The sequence below is a fragment of the Bacillus atrophaeus genome (genome assembly GCF_039519175.1).
GTDB lineage: Bacteria > Bacillota > Bacilli > Bacillales > Bacillaceae > Bacillus > Bacillus atrophaeus.
Window position 1 is genome coordinate 1,388,962 of the sequence record NZ_CP154443.1, and the last position, 17,337, is coordinate 1,406,298.

Genomic DNA, 17,337 nt, shown 5'->3' on the forward strand with positions numbered 1-17,337 from the left:
AATAAGGAAGGAGAAATTACCCAATGGCAAGAGAGTTCTCCTTAGAAAAAACTCGTAATATCGGGATCATGGCTCACATTGATGCCGGTAAAACGACAACAACTGAACGTATCTTGTTCTACACAGGCCGTATCCATAAAATTGGTGAAACTCATGAAGGAGCTTCACAAATGGACTGGATGGAGCAGGAACAAGAACGTGGTATCACAATCACATCTGCTGCAACAACTGCACAGTGGAAAGGTTACCGCGTAAACATCATCGATACACCTGGACACGTAGACTTCACAGTTGAAGTTGAACGTTCACTTCGTGTACTTGATGGTGCAGTTGCTGTACTTGATGCACAATCCGGTGTTGAACCGCAAACAGAAACTGTTTGGCGTCAAGCAACTACTTACGGAGTACCGCGTGTCGTATTTGTTAACAAAATGGACAAAATCGGTGCTGATTTCCTTTACTCCGTAGGAACTTTGAGAGACCGTCTTCAAGCAAACGCTCATGCAATTCAATTGCCGATCGGTGCTGAAGATAACTTTGAAGGTATCATCGACCTTGTAGAAAACGTTGCGTATTTCTACGAAGATGATCTTGGAACTCGTTCTGATGCGAAAGAAATCCCTGAAGAGTACAAAGAACAAGCTGAAGAGCTTCGCAGCAGCCTGATTGAAGCTGTCGCTGAGCTTGATGAAGAGCTTATGGAAAAGTACCTTGAAGGTGAAGAAATCACAATCGATGAGCTGAAAGCTGCTATCCGTAAAGGTACATTGAATGTTGAATTCTATCCTGTACTTGTCGGTTCTGCTTTCAAAAACAAAGGTGTTCAGCTAGTGCTTGACGCAGTTCTTGATTACCTTCCTGCACCGACTGATGTTGAGGCAATTAAAGGTATTCTTCCTGATTCAAATGAAGAAGTGGTTCGTGAATCTTCTGATGATGCGCCATTCTCAGCACTTGCATTTAAAGTTATGACTGACCCTTACGTTGGTAAGCTGACGTTCTTCCGTGTGTACTCTGGAACACTTGATTCCGGTTCATATGTAAGAAACTCATCTAAAGGCAAACGTGAGCGTGTCGGACGTATTCTTCAAATGCACGCCAACAGCCGTGAAGAAATCTCTACTGTATACGCAGGAGATATCGCAGCTGCTGTAGGTCTAAAAGATACTTCTACTGGAGATACTCTATGTGACGAGAAAGACCATGTTATCTTGGAATCAATGGAATTCCCAGAACCGGTTATCGACGTTGCGATCGAGCCTAAGTCAAAAGCTGACCAAGACAAGATGGGTATCGCTCTAGCTAAGCTAGCTGAAGAAGATCCGACTTTCCGTACACAAACAAACCAAGAAACTGGCCAAACAATCATCTCTGGTATGGGTGAACTTCACCTTGATATCATTGTTGATCGTATGAAGCGTGAATTTAAGGTTGAAGCTAACGTTGGTGCACCTCAGGTTGCATACCGTGAAACTTTCCGTTCCGCTGCAAAAGTTGAAGGTAAGTTCGTACGTCAGTCTGGTGGACGCGGTCAGTTCGGACACGTTTGGATCGAATTCGAACCAAACGAAGAAGGCGCTGGCTTTGAATTCGAAAATGCGATTGTCGGCGGTGTGGTTCCTCGTGAATACATTCCTGCTGTACAAGCTGGTCTTGAAGATGCACTTGATAATGGTGTAATCGCTGGATTCCCGCTAATCGACATTAAAGCAAAACTTTTTGATGGTTCTTACCATGACGTTGACTCAAACGAAATGGCGTTTAAAATCGCTGCTTCTATGGCATTGAAAAATGCGGTCAGCAAATGTAACCCTGTTCTTTTGGAACCGATTATGAAAGTTGAAGTCGTTATTCCTGAAGAATACATGGGAGACATCATGGGCGACATTACTTCTCGTCGTGGCCGTGTAGAAGGTATGGAAGCTCGCGGTAACGCTCAAGTTGTTCGCGCTATGGTTCCTCTTTCTGAAATGTTCGGGTACGCTACTGCACTTCGTTCTAATACGCAAGGCCGCGGTACGTTCACAATGCACATGGACCATTACGAAGAAGTGCCGAAGAGCATCTCTGAAGAAATTATCAAAAAAAATAAAGGCGAATAATTGATTTTGCCACTTAACTCAAGTATAACTACTATTGTAAGATGAGAAAGTGAAAGCCTGCTTTCACTTTCTATCACTCTATACATTACTAATTTAAAGCTCTTAAGGAGGATTTTAGAATGGCTAAAGAAAAATTCGACCGTTCCAAATCACATGCCAATATTGGTACAATTGGACACGTTGACCATGGTAAAACAACATTAACTGCTGCTATCTCAACAGTACTTCATAAGAAATCTGGTAAAGGTACAGCTATGGCGTACGATCAAATTGATGGTGCTCCAGAAGAACGCGAGCGCGGTATTACTATCTCTACTGCACACGTTGAGTACGAAACTGACACACGTCACTATGCACACGTTGACTGCCCAGGACACGCTGACTATGTTAAAAACATGATCACTGGTGCTGCGCAAATGGACGGAGCTATCCTTGTAGTATCTGCTGCTGATGGCCCAATGCCACAAACTCGTGAGCACATCCTTCTTTCTAAAAACGTTGGTGTACCTTACATCGTTGTATTCTTAAACAAATGCGACATGGTAGACGACGAAGAGCTTCTTGAACTAGTTGAAATGGAAGTTCGCGATCTTCTTAGCGAATACGATTTCCCTGGCGATGATGTTCCTGTTGTTAAAGGTTCTGCTCTTAAAGCTCTTGAAGGAGACGCTGAGTACGAAGAAAAAATTCTTGAGCTTATGGCTGCGGTTGATGAGTACATCCCAACTCCAGAACGCGACACTGAAAAACCATTCATGATGCCTGTTGAGGACGTTTTCTCAATCACAGGTCGTGGAACAGTTGCTACTGGACGTGTAGAACGCGGACAAGTTAAAGTCGGTGACGAAGTTGAAATCATCGGTCTTCAAGAAGAAAACAGCAAAACAACTGTTACTGGTGTTGAAATGTTCCGTAAGCTTCTTGATTACGCTGAAGCTGGAGACAACATTGGAGCACTTCTTCGCGGTGTAGCTCGTGAAGATATCCAACGTGGTCAAGTACTTGCTAAACCAGGTACAATCACTCCGCACAGCAAATTCAAAGCTGAAGTTTATGTTCTTTCAAAAGAAGAGGGTGGACGTCATACTCCATTCTTCTCTAACTACCGTCCTCAGTTCTACTTCCGTACAACTGACGTAACTGGTATCATCCAACTTCCAGAAGGCGTAGAAATGGTTATGCCTGGAGACAACACTGAAATGATCGTTGAGCTTATCTCAACTATCGCTATCGAAGAAGGAACTCGTTTCTCTATTCGTGAAGGCGGACGTACTGTTGGCTCTGGTGTTGTTTCTACAATCACTGAGTAATCGTATAAATGAAACGAGGCCCTTTGGGCCTCGTTTTTTCTTTGTGTCTGATTAAATGTATAATAAAGCTTATCTAAATGTAGGAGATAAGGGCATGTGTGAAAACAATCATAAGAACCTTCATATTTCTATACTAAAAAAATATCAGATAGGGAACACCGAACAGGTTCTGATGATCAATGGAGCCAATAGAGCCAATCCTTTACTGTTGTTCTTGCATGGCGGCCCGGGAACTGCACAAATTGGCTATGCGAGACATTTTCAAAAGGAATTGGAACAGCACTTCACTGTTGTGAATTGGGATCAACGAGGCGCTGGATTATCCTATTCAAAACAGGTCCTAAAGAGATCAATGACAATCAGGCAGTTTACTGAGGATGCCATTGAGATTGCAGAGATGCTTGTCAATTCTTTTAAGGTGCAAAAAATCTATTTGGCCGGCTATTCATGGGGAGCCTTATTAGCTCTAACTGCGCTGCAGGCAAGACCGGATTTATTTTATGCTTATTACGGTATCAGCCAAGTTGTTAACGTGCGAGAAGAAGAACAGGCTGCATATCGGTATCTTGAGGAAATGAATCATGAAAACAAAAAATCCATACCTGCTATTTTGCTGCGGTTAATCGGGCCTCCGCCATGGAATAAACAAATCCGCCATGAGATATTTCGATTGTGTATCGAGCTGAGAAGGGGAGGCTTTACTCATAAGAGGCAGCAAGCTATTAAGATATTCAGCCAAATGTTGTTTGGGAAAGAATATGGTGTAAAAGGCTGTTTGCAATATATACGAGGACAAAGCTTCAGCTCTAGAACTTTAATGGATGAACTATATCACTTTGATGCTTTTAAATCAGTTCCTTCTATTAAAGTACCATGTTGTTTTATTTCCGGCAGGCATGACTTGATTATCCCTGGTACGATACCGGAATCTTACTACCAAAGATTATCCGCTCCCGATAAAAGCTGGCATTGGTTTGAAAATTCAGCTCACTCACCTCATTTAGAAGAGCCTAAATTGTTTGCGGACATACTCAGCACACATGGAAGATACCATTTATGATAGAGATGTTACTGCAGTGTGCACTCAACCTTGATTAATTCAAAGATCACCTGTATAATAAAAAAAGTGTGCAAAACACGTATTATTTAATTAGGTCTTGCAACATGCGTCTATTTTTTGTATAATAGTGCATGTTGGTCTTTGACTGCGATGAAGTGAGAGGTTGCTGACACACCCGGCCGCTTTGCCATGGCAAGGTGATCAGGTTTTTCTCACGGAGAACTGTCTAACGTGAAGTAGGCGAAAAGGAGGGAAAATAATGGCAAAACAAAAAATTCGTATTCGTTTAAAAGCATATGATCATAGAATCCTTGATCAATCTGCAGAGAAGATTGTTGAAACGGCAAAACGTTCTGGTGCTAGTGTATCTGGTCCGATTCCGTTGCCAACTGAAAAATCAGTTTACACGATTCTTCGTGCGGTGCATAAATACAAAGATTCTCGTGAGCAATTTGAAATGCGTACACATAAACGTTTAATCGACATTGTGAACCCAACACCACAAACTGTTGATGCTCTAATGCGATTAGATTTACCATCTGGTGTTGATATCGAAATCAAACTTTAATTCTAAAATATAGAATGATCATAATAGGAGGTGTGACGAATGACCAAAGGAATCTTAGGAAGAAAAATTGGTATGACGCAAGTATTCGCAGAAAACGGTGATCTTATCCCGGTAACTGTTATTGAAGCAGCTGCTAACGTTGTTCTTCAGAAGAAAACTGCTGAAAATGACGGCTACGAAGCTATCCAGCTTGGTTTTGACGACAAGCGTGAAAAGCTTTCAAACAAACCGGAAAAAGGACACGTTGCAAAAGCGGAAACTGCTCCTAAGCGCTTCGTTAAAGAATTACGCGGAGTGGAAATGGATGCGTATGAAGTTGGTCAGGAAGTCAAGGTTGAAATTTTCTCTGCTGGAGAAATCGTAGATGTAACAGGAGTATCTAAAGGTAAAGGTTTCCAAGGTGCAATCAAGCGCCACGGACAATCTCGCGGACCTATGTCTCACGGTTCACGTTACCACAGACGTCCTGGTTCAATGGGACCTGTAGACCCTAACCGTGTTTTCAAAGGCAAATTATTGCCTGGACGTATGGGCGGAGAGCAAATCACTGTTCAAAACCTTGAAATCGTAAAAGTTGATGCAGAACGCAATCTTCTTTTGATCAAAGGTAACGTACCTGGTGCGAGAAAATCTTTAATCACTGTTAAAAGTGCGGTTAAATCTAAATAAGTCTCTTAGGAAAGGAGGAAATTGATCATGCCAAAAGTAGCATTATACAACCAAAACGGTTCTACTGCTGGTGATATCGAATTAAACGCTTCTGTATTTGGAATTGAGCCAAATGAAAGTGTTGTATTCGACGCTATTCTTATGCAAAGAGCTTCCTTACGTCAAGGATCTCATAAAGTGAAAAATCGTTCTGAAGTTCGTGGCGGAGGTCGTAAACCATGGCGCCAAAAAGGTACTGGACGTGCCCGTCAAGGTTCTATCCGTTCACCACAATGGCGCGGAGGCGGTGTCGTATTCGGCCCAACACCACGCAGCTATTCTTACAAATTACCTAAAAAAGTTCGCCGCTTGGCAATCAAATCAGCATTGTCTTCTAAAGTGGTAGACAACAATATCGTTGTTCTTGAAGATCTTACTCTAGATGCGGTTAAAACTAAAGAAATGGCAGCTATCCTTAAAGGGTTATCTGTTGAGAAAAAAGCTTTAATCGTAACTGCAGATGTAAACGAAACGGTTTCCTTATCGGCTCGTAACATCCCTGGAGTTACAGTTGTTCAAGCTGACGGAATCAACGTATTAGACGTTGTCAACCATGAGAAGCTTCTGATTACGAAAGCTGCGGTTGAAAAAGTAGAGGAGGTGCTTGCATAATGAAAGATCCTCGTGATGTTCTTAAGCGCCCCGTCATTACTGAACGTTCTGCTGATTTAATGACTGATAAAAAATATACTTTTGAAGTTGATGTAAGAGCTAATAAAACAGAAGTGAAAGATGCAGTAGAAAGTATCTTTGGAGTGAAAGTTGACAAAGTCAACATCATGAACTACAAAGGGAAATCTAAACGTGTCGGCCGCTACTCTGGTATGACTAGCCGTCGCAGAAAAGCGATCGTGAAACTTACTGCAGACAGCAAAGAAATCGAAATTTTTGAAGCGTAATTATCTGTAAAAAGAAGGAGGGAAATTCAAAATGGCGATTAAAAAGTATAAACCGACCTCTAATGGACGTCGTGGAATGACAACTTCAGATTTTGCTGAAATCACGACTGACAAGCCGGAAAAATCCTTGCTTGCTCCCCTTCACAAAAAAGGCGGACGTAACAACCAAGGTAAATTGACTGTACGTCACCAAGGTGGCGGACATAAACGCCAATACCGTGTTATCGACTTCAAACGCGATAAAGATGGTATACCTGGACGCGTTGCTACAGTTGAATACGATCCAAACCGTTCAGCTAACATCGCACTAATCAACTATGCAGACGGAGAAAAACGTTACATTCTTGCTCCTAAAGGAATTCAAGTGGGTACTGAAATCATGTCAGGTCCAGAAGCTGACATCAAACCAGGTAATGCACTTCCACTTATCAACATCCCTGTTGGTACAGTTGTGCATAACATTGAATTAAAACCTGGTAAAGGCGGACAGCTAGTACGTTCTGCCGGTACTTCTGCTCAGGTTCTTGGTAAAGAAGGTAAATACGTTCTTGTACGTCTTAATTCTGGTGAAGTTCGCATGATCCTTTCTGCTTGCCGCGCTTCTATCGGTCAAGTAGGTAACGAGCAGCACGAACTTATCAACATTGGTAAAGCAGGACGCTCACGCTGGAAAGGTGTTCGCCCAACAGTCCGCGGTTCTGTAATGAACCCTAACGATCACCCACACGGTGGTGGTGAAGGACGTGCGCCAATCGGACGTAAATCACCAATGTCTCCATGGGGCAAACCAACTCTTGGATTCAAGACACGTAAGAAAACGAACAAATCTGATAAATTTATCGTACGTCGTCGTAAAAATAAATAACGGGGTTGTCTACGGTTCATATCGGACCGTAGTGCAATCACGAAGGGAGGTTCCAAAATGGCTCGCAGCTTAAAAAAAGGACCATTTGTCGATGGACACTTGATGACAAAAATCGAGAAATTAAATGAAACGGACAAGAAGCAAGTTGTAAAAACTTGGTCTCGCCGTTCTACTATTTTCCCACAGTTTATCGGTCACACAATCGCAGTCTATGACGGACGCAAACACGTGCCTGTTTTCGTATCTGAGGATATGGTAGGTCACAAGTTGGGTGAATTCGCACCAACTCGTACGTACAAAGGCCATGCTAGTGATGACAAAAAAACAAGACGCTAAGAGAGGAGGCTTTTAAATGCAAGCAAAAGCTGTCGCAAGAACAGTCCGTATTGCTCCTCGTAAAGCACGTCTAGTAATGGACCTGATTCGAGGCAAGCAAGTAGGTGAAGCAGTATCTATCTTGAACCTAACACCGAGAGCTGCTTCTCCAATTATTGAAAAAGTTTTAAAATCTGCAATCGCAAACGCTGAGCATAACTATGAATTGGACGCTAACAGTCTGGTTATTACTCAAGCTTTCGTTGACGAAGGCCCTACGTTAAAAAGATTCCGCCCACGTGCTATGGGACGTGCGAGCCAAATCAACAAACGTACTAGCCACATTACAATCGTTGTATCAGAAAAGAAGGAGGGATAAGTCGTGGGTCAAAAGGTAAATCCAGTCGGTCTTCGTATCGGAGTCATTCGTGATTGGGAATCTAAGTGGTACGCTGGTAAAGATTACGCTGACTTCCTACACGAAGATTTAAAAATTCGTGAATACATTAGCAAACGCCTTTCTGACGCTTCAGTTTCTAAAGTTGAAATCGAGCGTGCAGCAAACCGCGTTAACATTACGATCCACACTGCTAAGCCTGGTATGGTAATCGGTAAAGGCGGATCAGAAGTCGAAGCACTTCGTAAAGCCCTTAACAGCCTTACTGGCAAGCGTGTACACATCAACATTCTTGAAATCAAAAGAGCAGATCTTGATGCTCAGCTAGTTGCTGACAACATCGCTCGTCAATTAGAAAACCGTATTTCTTTCCGCCGTGCGCAGAAGCAACAAATCCAACGCACAATGCGTGCTGGAGCACAAGGTGTGAAAACAATGGTTTCTGGTCGTCTTGGCGGTGCGGATATCGCTCGTTCTGAATACTACAGTGAAGGAACTGTTCCATTGCACACATTGCGTGCTGATATTGACTATGCAACATCTGAAGCTGACACAACTTACGGTAAGCTTGGTGTGAAAGTCTGGATCTATCGTGGAGAGGTTCTTCCTACTAAGAAGAAAACTGAGGAAGGAGGAAAATAATATGTTATTACCTAAACGCGTTAAATATCGCAGAGAGCATCGCGGAAAAATGCGCGGTCGCGCTAAAGGCGGTACTGAAGTACATTTCGGTGAGTACGGTATCCAAGCTCTTGAAGCTTCATGGATCACAAACCGCCAAATCGAAGCTGCCCGTATTGCGATGACTCGTTACATGAAACGTGGCGGTAAAGTTTGGATTAAAATTTTCCCTTCTAAACCTTACACTGCTAAACCACTTGAGGTACGTATGGGATCCGGTAAAGGGGCTCCTGAAGGTTGGGTAGCTGTTGTAAAACCGGGCAAAGTTTTATTTGAAATTTCTGGTGTGTCTGAAGAGGTTGCTCGTGAAGCACTTCGTCTTGCATCTCACAAATTGCCAATTAAAACGAAGTTCGTAAAACGTGAAGAAATTGGTGGTGAATCAAATGAAAGCTAATGAAATTCGTGACCTTACCACTGCTGAAATTGAACAAAAAGTAAAGTCTCTTAAAGAAGAACTTTTCAATCTTCGCTTTCAATTAGCGACAGGACAACTTGAAAATACTGCTCGCATTCGTGAAGTGCGCAAAGCTATCGCGCGCATGAAAACTGTGATTCGTGAAAGAGAAATTGCTGCTAATAAATAATCACTGAGGGGAGGTCGTGAGCATGAGCGAACGTAACCAACGCAAAGTTTACCAAGGCCGTGTTGTTTCTGACAAAATGGATAAAACCATTACTGTTGTTGTAGAAACTTACAAAAAACATTCACTTTACGGTAAACGCGTAAAATACTCAAAGAAATTCAAAGCACATGATGAAAATAATCAAGCTAAAATCGGAGACATCGTTAAGATCATGGAAACTCGTCCATTATCTGCGACTAAACGTTTTCGTCTAGTTGAAGTTGTCGAAGAAGCTGTTATTATCTAATAAAGTTCGGAATTATGTTTTCCGAAGGGAGGTAACAAAAAATGATTCAACAAGAGACTCGTTTAAAAGTAGCTGACAACTCTGGCGCTCGTGAAGTACTTACAATTAAAGTTCTTGGTGGTTCTGGACGTAAAACGGCTAATATTGGTGATGTAATTGTTTGCACGGTTAAACAAGCAACACCAGGAGGCGTTGTCAAAAAAGGTGAAGTCGTAAGAGCTGTTATCGTTCGCACGAAAAGCGGAGCGCGCAGAAAAGACGGATCATACATCAGCTTCGATGAGAATGCATGTGTTATCATCCGTGACGACAAAAGCCCGCGTGGAACTCGTATCTTCGGACCGGTTGCTCGTGAATTACGTGAAAACAACTTTATGAAAATTGTTTCTCTAGCTCCAGAAGTTATTTAATGAATTAAATGCCTTAGTCAAGGAGGTGCGATCAGGATGCATGTTAAAAAAGGCGATAAAGTAATGGTTATCTCTGGTAAAGATAAAGGCAAACAAGGAACGATCCTTGCTGCTTTCCCTAAAAAGGACCGCGTTTTAGTTGAAGGTGTGAACATGGTGAAGAAACACTCTAAACCAACTCAAGCAAACCCTCAAGGCGGTATTTCTAATCAAGAGGCGTCAATTCATGTATCAAACGTTATGCCGCTCGATCCTAAAACAGGTGAAGTGACTCGCGTAGGATACAAAGTGGAAGATGGCAAAAAAGTTCGTGTAGCAAAGAAATCTGGGCAAGTCTTAGATAAATAGTATTAAAAGGAAGGGAGGTCTATCTCATGAACCGCCTTAAAGAAAAGTACACAAAAGAAATTACACCTGCATTAATGACAAAGTTCAATTATGATTCTGTCATGCAAGTGCCTAAAATCGAAAAAATCGTAATCAACATGGGTGTTGGTGACGCTGTTCAAAACGCTAAAGCAATCGACAGTGCTGTTGAAGAATTAACGTTTATCGCAGGTCAAAAACCTGTCGTTACTCGTGCGAAGAAATCAATTGCTGGATTCCGTCTTCGTGAAGGAATGCCGATCGGTGCGAAAGTAACTCTTCGCGGAGAGCGCATGTATGATTTCCTTGATAAACTAATTTCTGTATCTTTACCGCGTGTACGTGACTTCCGCGGGATTTCTAAAAAATCTTTCGACGGTCGCGGTAACTACACACTTGGTATTAAAGAACAGTTAATCTTCCCTGAAATTGACTACGATAAAGTAACAAAAGTTCGCGGAATGGACATCGTTATCGTAACGACAGCTAATTCTGATGAAGAGGCTCGTGAGCTATTAACTCAAGTAGGTATGCCATTCCAGAAATAATCAATGAAAGGGAGGCGAAATCGTGGCTAAAAAGTCTATGATTGCGAAACAACAACGCACACCAAAGTTTAAAGTACAAGAGTACACTCGCTGCGAACGCTGCGGGCGTCCGCACTCAGTTATTCGTAAATTTAAACTTTGCCGTATTTGTTTCCGTGAACTTGCATATAAAGGACAAATTCCTGGCGTGAAAAAAGCCAGCTGGTAAACCCCGTTAATGGGAAGGAGGTTATTAAATAATGGTTATGACAGATCCAGTTGCAGATATGCTGACTCGCATTCGTAATGCAAACATGGTGCGCCATGAGAAGCTTGAAATCCCGGCTTCTAAATTGAAGAGAGAAATTGCTGAAATTTTAAAGCGTGAAGGTTTCGTTCGTGACGTTGAGTTCGTAGAAGACAGCAAACAAGGTATCATCCGCGTTTTCTTGAAATACGGCCAAAACAACGAGCGCGTTATCACTGGTCTTAAAAGAATCAGCAAACCAGGTTTGCGTGTTTATGCTAAATCTAATGAAGTACCTCGCGTACTTAACGGTCTTGGAATTGCAATTCTTTCTACATCACAAGGTGTTTTGACGGACAAAGAAGCTCGTGCAAAACAAGCTGGTGGAGAAGTTCTAGCATACGTTTGGTAAGAAGTTTAACATGAATGGAGGTGTTTGGTATGTCTCGTGTAGGTAAGAAGTTACTTGAGATTCCTTCTGAAGTTACAGTTACGTTGAACAATGACAATACTGTAGCAGTGAAAGGACCAAAAGGAGAATTAACTCGTACGTTTCATCCTGATATGGAAATTAAAATAGAGGACAATGTGCTTACAGTCGCTCGTCCTTCTGATCATAAAGAGCACCGTGCATTGCATGGTACTACTCGCAGTCTGCTTGGAAACATGGTTGAAGGTGTATCTAAAGGTTTTGAAAGAGGTTTGGAATTAGTCGGTGTCGGTTATCGTGCAGCTAAATCCGGAAATAAACTTGTTTTAAACGTTGGGTACTCTCATCCTGTTGAGATCGTTCCTGAAGAAGGCATCGAAATCGAAGTTCCTTCTCAAACAAAAGTAGTCGTGAAAGGTACAGACAAAGAACGTGTAGGAGCTACTGCTGCTAACATTCGCGCTGTCCGCTCTCCAGAGCCTTACAAAGGTAAAGGAATCCGCTACGAAGGTGAAGTTGTTCGCCGTAAAGAAGGTAAATCTGCTAAGTAAGACCGTTTAAAGTGAAGAAAGGAGTGACCTAGATGATTACGAAAACAAGCAAAAATGCTTCTCGTCTTAAAAGACATGCTCGTGTTCGCGCAAAACTTTCGGGTACTGCTGAAAGACCTCGTCTTAATGTTTTCCGTTCAAACAAGCACATTTATGCTCAAGTCATCGATGATGTGAATGGTGTTACACTTGTAAGTGCATCTACTCTTGATAAAGATTTGAACATTGAAAGCACTGGCGATATTTCTGCTGCTACTAAAGTTGGAGAACTAGTTGCGAAACGCGCTGCTGAAAAAGGCGTTTCAAACGTTGTGTTTGACCGCGGCGGATACTTATACCACGGACGTGTAAAAGCGCTGGCTGATGCAGCTCGCGAAGCTGGACTTAAATTTTAATAAAAGAAGGAGGGACACATGACTATGCGTCGTATTGACCCAAGCAAATTAGAGTTAGAAGAACGCTTAGTTACGGTTAACCGCGTAGCGAAAGTTGTTAAAGGTGGTCGTCGTTTCCGTTTCGCAGCTCTTGTCGTTGTCGGCGACAAAAACGGTCACGTAGGATTCGGTACTGGTAAAGCGCAAGAAGTACCAGAAGCGATCCGTAAGGCTGTTGAAGATGCGAAAAAGAATTTGATTGAAGTACCAATGGTTGGAACTACAATTCCACACGAAATCATCGGACGTTTCGGTGCAGGTAACATCTTGTTAAAACCTGCTTCTGAAGGTACTGGAGTTATCGCTGGAGGCCCTGTACGTGCGGTACTTGAGCTTGCTGGTGTAGCTGACATCCTTTCTAAGTCTTTAGGTTCTAACACACCGATCAACATGATTCGTGCAACACTTCAAGGTTTAAGTGAGCTTAAGCGTGCTGAAGATGTTGCGAAGCTTCGTGGAAAATCTGTAGAAGAACTGTTAGGATAAGGAGGGAACATTAATGGCTAAATTAGAAATTACCCTCAAACGCAGTGTAATCGGTCGTCCGGAAGATCAGCGTGTTACTGTGAGAACGCTTGGTTTAAAGAAAACTAACCAAACCGTTGTGCATGAAGATAACGCAGCGATCCGCGGAATGATTAACAAAGTATCTCATTTAGTTTCTGTTAAAGAACAATAAAAATAAATTATAGGCTAAGGAGGTGTCCTAATGAAACTTCATGAATTAAAGCCTTCAGAAGGTTCACGTAAAACGCGTAACCGCGTAGGTCGTGGTATTGGTTCTGGTAACGGTAAAACAGCTGGTAAAGGTCACAAAGGTCAAAACGCTCGTTCTGGCGGCGGTGTACGCCCAGGATTCGAGGGGGGGCAAATGCCTTTATTCCAACGTCTTCCTAAACGCGGTTTTACAAACATCAACCGTAAGGATTACAGTGTAGTCAACTTAGATAAATTAAACGGTTTTGCAGAAGGAACGGAAGTAACTCCTGAACTTCTTCTTGAGACTGGTGTTATAAGCAAACTTAATGCAGGAGTAAAGATTCTTGGCAACGGTAAATTAGAGAAAAAATTAACTGTAAAAGCCAATAAATTCTCTGCTTCTGCGAAAGAAGCTGTTGAAGCTGCTGGCGGTACAGCTGAGGTGATCTAACTTGTTTAAGACAATCTCCAACTTTATGCGTGTGAGTGATATTCGGAATAAAATCATATTCACTTTACTCATGCTTATCGTCTTTCGCATAGGTGCGTTTATTCCTGTACCTTATGTTAACTCTGAGGTATTACAGGCACAGACTCAAATGGGGGTATTTGATCTCCTTAATACATTTGGCGGCGGGGCGCTTTACCAATTCTCTATTCTTGCAATGGGAATTACCCCTTATATCACTGCTTCAATCATCATTCAGCTTCTACAGATGGATGTTGTGCCGAAGTTTACCGAGTGGTCTAAGCAAGGTGAAGTCGGCCGCCGTAAATTAGCTCAGTTTACGAGATACTTTACAATTGTGCTTGGTTTTATCCAAGCATTAGGTATGTCATATGGATTTAACAATCTCGCCAATGGTGCGCTGATTCAAAAATCCGGTATATCCACATACCTAATTATTGCTTTAGTGCTTACGGCTGGAACTGCTTTTTTAATGTGGCTTGGAGAACAAATTACATCACATGGAGTAGGCAACGGAATTTCGATCATCATCTTCGCGGGGATTGTGGCTAGTATTCCGAAAACAGTTGGGCAAATATATGAGACTCAATTTGTCGGTGGCGATGATCAGCTATTTATGCATATTGTAACAATCGCTCTTTTAGTAGTTGCGATTTTAGCAGTTATTGTTGGAGTTATTTTTATTCAGCAAGCCGTTAGGAAAATTGCGATTCAATATGCTAAAGGCACAGGTCGTTCACCTGCTGGCGGAGGACAGTCAACACACCTTCCGCTTAAAGTGAATCCAGCAGGGGTTATTCCGGTAATCTTTGCGGTTGCGTTTCTTATAACGCCGCGTACGATCGCGTCATTTTTTGGATCTAACGATGTTACAAAGTGGATTCAAGCAAACTTTGATAACACGCACCCGGTTGGTATGATTGTATATGTTGCTTTAATTATTGCCTTTACGTACTTTTATGCTTTTGTCCAGGTTAATCCTGAACAAATGGCTGATAATCTTAAAAAACAGGGTGGCTATATCCCGGGGGTTCGTCCAGGGAAAATGACTCAAGATAGAATTACGAGCATTTTGTATCGACTTACGTTTGTGGGTTCTATATTTTTAGCCGTGATTTCCATTCTTCCTATCTTTTTCATTCAATTCGCTGGATTGCCTCAAAGTGCGCAAATTGGCGGTACATCTTTGTTAATTGTTGTCGGAGTAGCCTTAGAGACAATGAAACAACTAGAAAGCCAGTTGGTGAAACGAAACTATCGAGGTTTTATGAAAAATTAGAGGAAATGGTTTATCCATTCCCTCTAAAAAAAGAGAAGACGGGGGAAATCCGAAATGAACTTAGTCTTAATGGGGCTTCCTGGTGCCGGTAAAGGTACACAGGGCGAACGAATTGTTGAGGATTATGGGATACCTCATATCTCAACAGGAGATATGTTTCGTGCTGCTATGAAAGAGGAAACATCACTCGGACTCGAAGCAAAATCTTATATTGATAAGGGAGAGCTCGTACCTGATGAAGTCACAATCGGCATTGTCAAAGAAAGACTCGGCAAGGATGATTGTGAAAGAGGTTTTCTTCTGGACGGATTTCCGCGAACAGTCGCTCAAGCTGAAGCTCTTGAAGCAATTCTTGAGGAATACGGCAAACCGATTGATTATGTCATCAACATTAAAGTGGATAAAGATGCTTTAATGGAACGTCTGACTGGACGCAGAATTTGCAGTGTTTGCGGCACAACCTATCATTTAGTCTTTAATCCGCCGAAAACGCCGGGTATTTGTGATAAAGACGGAGGCGAACTCTATCAACGGGCAGATGATAATGAGGAAACCGTCTCTAAACGGCTTGAGGTAAACATGAAGCAAACTCAGCCTTTACTCGATTTTTATTCTGAGAAAGGATCTCTTGTTAACGTCAATGGCCAACAGGACATTAAAGACGTTTACGGTGATATTAAAGAGCTTCTTGGAGGATTGAATAAATGATTATCTGTAAAACCCCACGTGAACTTGATATCATGCGGGAAGCAGGGCGAATCGTGGCTTTGACTCATGAAGAGATGAAAAAGCACATTAAACCAGGTATCTCGACAAAAGAATTGGATCAAATTGCCGAACGTTTTATAAACAAGCAGGGTGCAATCCCATCTTTTAAGGGGTATAATGGGTTTCGCGGGAGCATTTGTGTATCAGTTAATGAGGAACTCGTTCACGGGATCCCTGGTGACAGGGTGCTGCGTGACGGTGACATCATCAGTATTGATATCGGTGCAAAATTAAATGGCTATCATGGTGACTCTGCTTGGACATATCCTGTAGGAAACATCAGTGATGATGATAAAAAACTGCTGGAAGTGACAGAGGAGTCTTTATATAAAGGCTTGCAGGAAGCAAAACCAGGTGAACGTTTGTCGAATATTTCCCACGCAATACAAACTTTTGTCGAAAATGAGCAGTTTTCAGTTGTTAGGGAGTATGTTGGACATGGTGTTGGTCAAGACTTGCATGAGGACCCGCAAATTCCTCATTACGGTCCGCCAAACAAAGGGCCTCGGCTAAAACCTGGTATGGTTCTGGCTATTGAACCAATGGTGAACGCTGGCAGCCGCTATGTGAAAACATTGGCTGATAACTGGACTGTTGTAACGGTAGATGGGAAAAAGTGTGCTCATTTTGAACATACAATTGCGATTACGGAAACGGGTTTTGATATACTGACAAAAGTCTAGGTGATGAGATGATTCCGAAGACAGTTGTTTTTCCGCCTGAAGTAGGGCAGATTGTTCGGATCAAACAGGGGCGGGAAACAAATCATCTTGCTGTTGTCATAAGAATTGTTGATCATCATCATGTGCTAATAGCAGACGGAGAAAAGCGTACTTTTCATTCTCCTAAGAAAAAGAATATCAATCATTTAACCCTTTATGATTGCGTATCTCCGGAAGTTCAGAACAGTATAAACGAAACAGGGCGTGTGACAAACGGAAAACTGAGATTTTCTCTTTTGAAATTTGTCAGAGAGCAAGTTACTGATTTGAAGAAGGGAGAACACTTGAATGGCGAAAGACGATGTAATTGAAGTGGAAGGTACGATAGTCGAAACGTTGCCAAACGCGATGTTCAAAGTTGAACTTGAGAATGGTCATACAGTTTTGGCTCATGTATCTGGTAAAATCCGCATGCACTTCATTCGCATTTTACCTGGAGACAAAGTTACGGTAGAATTATCTCCATATGACTTAACTCGTGGTAGGATTACGTACCGTTACAAATAAAGCACTCCGGAAACTGAAGGAGGTTGGAAACACATGAAAGTGAGACCATCAGTTAAACCAATCTGTGAAAAATGTAAAGTTATTCGCAGAAAAGGAAAAGTAATGGTGATCTGTGAAAATCCAAAGCATAAACAAAAACAAGGATAATTT

Annotated in this window: 30 protein-coding genes; all 30 read left to right on the forward strand. The window is 42.1% G+C overall.

Annotated features, from left to right (window positions below; genetic code table 11):
- Window positions 1–23: 23 nt before the first annotated feature.
- The 30 genes from fusA (at window position 24) to rpmJ (ending at window position 17,334) form a co-directional block, all read left to right on the forward strand.
- Window positions 24–2,102 carry an elongation factor G gene (gene fusA, locus AAHT65_RS07170; RefSeq protein WP_003328292.1) on the forward strand — a complete coding sequence of 693 codons (2,079 nt, stop codon included), beginning with the start codon at window positions 24–26 and terminating at the stop codon, window positions 2,100–2,102.
- Between the two features lie 119 nt (window positions 2,103–2,221).
- Window positions 2,222–3,412, forward strand: a complete 1,191-nt coding sequence (gene tuf / locus AAHT65_RS07175; RefSeq protein WP_003328291.1) for an elongation factor Tu — start codon at window positions 2,222–2,224, stop codon at window positions 3,410–3,412.
- 94 nt (window positions 3,413–3,506) lie between these two features.
- The gene (locus tag AAHT65_RS07180; RefSeq protein ID WP_343311219.1) at window positions 3,507–4,472 is read left to right on the forward strand and encodes an alpha/beta hydrolase; all 966 of its coding nucleotides are present in this window, start codon (window positions 3,507–3,509) and stop codon (window positions 4,470–4,472) included.
- Between the two features lie 259 nt (window positions 4,473–4,731).
- On the forward strand, window positions 4,732–5,040 hold the full coding sequence (rpsJ, locus tag AAHT65_RS07185) for a 30S ribosomal protein S10 (protein ID WP_003156464.1): 309 nt from the start codon (window positions 4,732–4,734) through the stop codon (window positions 5,038–5,040).
- A 39-nt stretch (window positions 5,041–5,079) separates the two neighbouring features.
- Complete coding sequence (rplC, locus tag AAHT65_RS07190; RefSeq protein ID WP_003328288.1) at window positions 5,080–5,709, forward strand: 50S ribosomal protein L3; 630 nt, start codon at window positions 5,080–5,082, stop codon at window positions 5,707–5,709.
- Window positions 5,710–5,736: 27 nt separating this feature from the next.
- A complete protein-coding gene (gene rplD / locus AAHT65_RS07195) occupies window positions 5,737–6,360 on the forward strand; it encodes a 50S ribosomal protein L4 (RefSeq protein ID WP_003328287.1) in 624 nt (207 codons plus the stop codon).
- Window positions 6,360–6,647, forward strand: coding sequence for a 50S ribosomal protein L23 (gene rplW, locus AAHT65_RS07200; protein WP_003328286.1), 288 nt, complete (start codon window positions 6,360–6,362; stop codon window positions 6,645–6,647). The genes rplD and rplW overlap by 1 nt, the downstream gene beginning before the upstream one ends.
- A gap of 31 nt (window positions 6,648–6,678) precedes the next feature.
- A complete protein-coding gene (gene rplB / locus AAHT65_RS07205) occupies window positions 6,679–7,512 on the forward strand; it encodes a 50S ribosomal protein L2 (protein WP_003328285.1) in 834 nt (277 codons plus the stop codon).
- Between the two features lie 57 nt (window positions 7,513–7,569).
- Window positions 7,570–7,848 (forward strand): 30S ribosomal protein S19, encoded by a 279-nt coding sequence (gene rpsS, locus AAHT65_RS07210; RefSeq protein ID WP_003328284.1) that lies wholly within the window; start codon window positions 7,570–7,572, stop codon window positions 7,846–7,848.
- Between the two features lie 16 nt (window positions 7,849–7,864).
- The gene (rplV, locus tag AAHT65_RS07215; RefSeq protein ID WP_003328282.1) at window positions 7,865–8,206 is read left to right on the forward strand and encodes a 50S ribosomal protein L22; all 342 of its coding nucleotides are present in this window, start codon (window positions 7,865–7,867) and stop codon (window positions 8,204–8,206) included.
- Between the two features lie 3 nt (window positions 8,207–8,209).
- Window positions 8,210–8,866, forward strand: a complete 657-nt coding sequence (rpsC, locus tag AAHT65_RS07220) for a 30S ribosomal protein S3 (RefSeq protein WP_003328281.1) — start codon at window positions 8,210–8,212, stop codon at window positions 8,864–8,866.
- 1 nt (window position 8,867) lies between these two features.
- The gene (rplP, locus tag AAHT65_RS07225; RefSeq protein ID WP_003156478.1) at window positions 8,868–9,302 is read left to right on the forward strand and encodes a 50S ribosomal protein L16; all 435 of its coding nucleotides are present in this window, start codon (window positions 8,868–8,870) and stop codon (window positions 9,300–9,302) included.
- Window positions 9,292–9,492 carry a 50S ribosomal protein L29 gene (gene rpmC, locus AAHT65_RS07230; protein ID WP_003156482.1) on the forward strand — a complete coding sequence of 67 codons (201 nt, stop codon included), beginning with the start codon at window positions 9,292–9,294 and terminating at the stop codon, window positions 9,490–9,492. The genes rplP and rpmC overlap by 11 nt, the downstream gene beginning before the upstream one ends.
- Window positions 9,493–9,514: 22 nt before the next feature.
- Window positions 9,515–9,778 carry a 30S ribosomal protein S17 gene (gene rpsQ, locus AAHT65_RS07235; protein ID WP_003178345.1) on the forward strand — a complete coding sequence of 88 codons (264 nt, stop codon included), beginning with the start codon at window positions 9,515–9,517 and terminating at the stop codon, window positions 9,776–9,778.
- Window positions 9,779–9,819: 41 nt separating this feature from the next.
- Window positions 9,820–10,188: a 50S ribosomal protein L14 gene (gene rplN, locus AAHT65_RS07240; protein WP_003328280.1), complete on the forward strand. Its 369-nt coding sequence runs from the start codon at window positions 9,820–9,822 to the stop codon at window positions 10,186–10,188.
- Between the two features lie 36 nt (window positions 10,189–10,224).
- The gene (rplX, locus tag AAHT65_RS07245; protein ID WP_003328278.1) at window positions 10,225–10,536 is read left to right on the forward strand and encodes a 50S ribosomal protein L24; all 312 of its coding nucleotides are present in this window, start codon (window positions 10,225–10,227) and stop codon (window positions 10,534–10,536) included.
- 26 nt (window positions 10,537–10,562) lie between these two features.
- Window positions 10,563–11,102 (forward strand): 50S ribosomal protein L5, encoded by a 540-nt coding sequence (rplE, locus tag AAHT65_RS07250; RefSeq protein ID WP_003328277.1) that lies wholly within the window; start codon window positions 10,563–10,565, stop codon window positions 11,100–11,102.
- A 22-nt stretch (window positions 11,103–11,124) separates the two neighbouring features.
- The gene (gene rpsN / locus AAHT65_RS07255; RefSeq protein ID WP_003156488.1) at window positions 11,125–11,310 is read left to right on the forward strand and encodes a 30S ribosomal protein S14; all 186 of its coding nucleotides are present in this window, start codon (window positions 11,125–11,127) and stop codon (window positions 11,308–11,310) included.
- Between the two features lie 31 nt (window positions 11,311–11,341).
- Window positions 11,342–11,740, forward strand: coding sequence for a 30S ribosomal protein S8 (gene rpsH / locus AAHT65_RS07260; RefSeq protein WP_003328276.1), 399 nt, complete (start codon window positions 11,342–11,344; stop codon window positions 11,738–11,740).
- Between the two features lie 29 nt (window positions 11,741–11,769).
- A complete protein-coding gene (gene rplF / locus AAHT65_RS07265; RefSeq protein WP_003328275.1) occupies window positions 11,770–12,309 on the forward strand; it encodes a 50S ribosomal protein L6 in 540 nt (179 codons plus the stop codon).
- 32 nt (window positions 12,310–12,341) lie between these two features.
- Complete coding sequence (rplR, locus tag AAHT65_RS07270; protein ID WP_003328274.1) at window positions 12,342–12,704, forward strand: 50S ribosomal protein L18; 363 nt, start codon at window positions 12,342–12,344, stop codon at window positions 12,702–12,704.
- 24 nt (window positions 12,705–12,728) lie between these two features.
- Complete coding sequence (gene rpsE / locus AAHT65_RS07275; protein ID WP_003328273.1) at window positions 12,729–13,229, forward strand: 30S ribosomal protein S5; 501 nt, start codon at window positions 12,729–12,731, stop codon at window positions 13,227–13,229.
- A gap of 13 nt (window positions 13,230–13,242) precedes the next feature.
- Entirely contained in the window at window positions 13,243–13,422 is a 180-nt protein-coding gene (gene rpmD / locus AAHT65_RS07280) for a 50S ribosomal protein L30 (RefSeq protein ID WP_003156497.1), read from the forward strand.
- A gap of 30 nt (window positions 13,423–13,452) precedes the next feature.
- Window positions 13,453–13,893, forward strand: a complete 441-nt coding sequence (gene rplO / locus AAHT65_RS07285; RefSeq protein WP_003328272.1) for a 50S ribosomal protein L15 — start codon at window positions 13,453–13,455, stop codon at window positions 13,891–13,893.
- A 1-nt stretch (window position 13,894) separates the two neighbouring features.
- Window positions 13,895–15,190, forward strand: a complete 1,296-nt coding sequence (secY, locus tag AAHT65_RS07290) for a preprotein translocase subunit SecY (protein WP_010787430.1) — start codon at window positions 13,895–13,897, stop codon at window positions 15,188–15,190.
- 54 nt (window positions 15,191–15,244) lie between these two features.
- Window positions 15,245–15,898 (forward strand): adenylate kinase, encoded by a 654-nt coding sequence (locus AAHT65_RS07295; protein ID WP_003328269.1) that lies wholly within the window; start codon window positions 15,245–15,247, stop codon window positions 15,896–15,898.
- Window positions 15,895–16,641, forward strand: a complete 747-nt coding sequence (gene map / locus AAHT65_RS07300; protein WP_003328268.1) for a type I methionyl aminopeptidase — start codon at window positions 15,895–15,897, stop codon at window positions 16,639–16,641. The genes AAHT65_RS07295 and map overlap by 4 nt, the downstream gene beginning before the upstream one ends.
- A gap of 8 nt (window positions 16,642–16,649) precedes the next feature.
- Window positions 16,650–16,991: a KOW domain-containing RNA-binding protein gene (locus tag AAHT65_RS07305; RefSeq protein ID WP_343311220.1), complete on the forward strand. Its 342-nt coding sequence runs from the start codon at window positions 16,650–16,652 to the stop codon at window positions 16,989–16,991.
- A complete protein-coding gene (gene infA, locus AAHT65_RS07310) occupies window positions 16,969–17,187 on the forward strand; it encodes a translation initiation factor IF-1 (RefSeq protein ID WP_003156508.1) in 219 nt (72 codons plus the stop codon). The genes AAHT65_RS07305 and infA overlap by 23 nt, the downstream gene beginning before the upstream one ends.
- A gap of 33 nt (window positions 17,188–17,220) precedes the next feature.
- A complete protein-coding gene (gene rpmJ, locus AAHT65_RS07315) occupies window positions 17,221–17,334 on the forward strand; it encodes a 50S ribosomal protein L36 (RefSeq protein ID WP_003156543.1) in 114 nt (37 codons plus the stop codon).
- The last annotated feature ends 3 nt before the right edge of the window (window positions 17,335–17,337 follow it).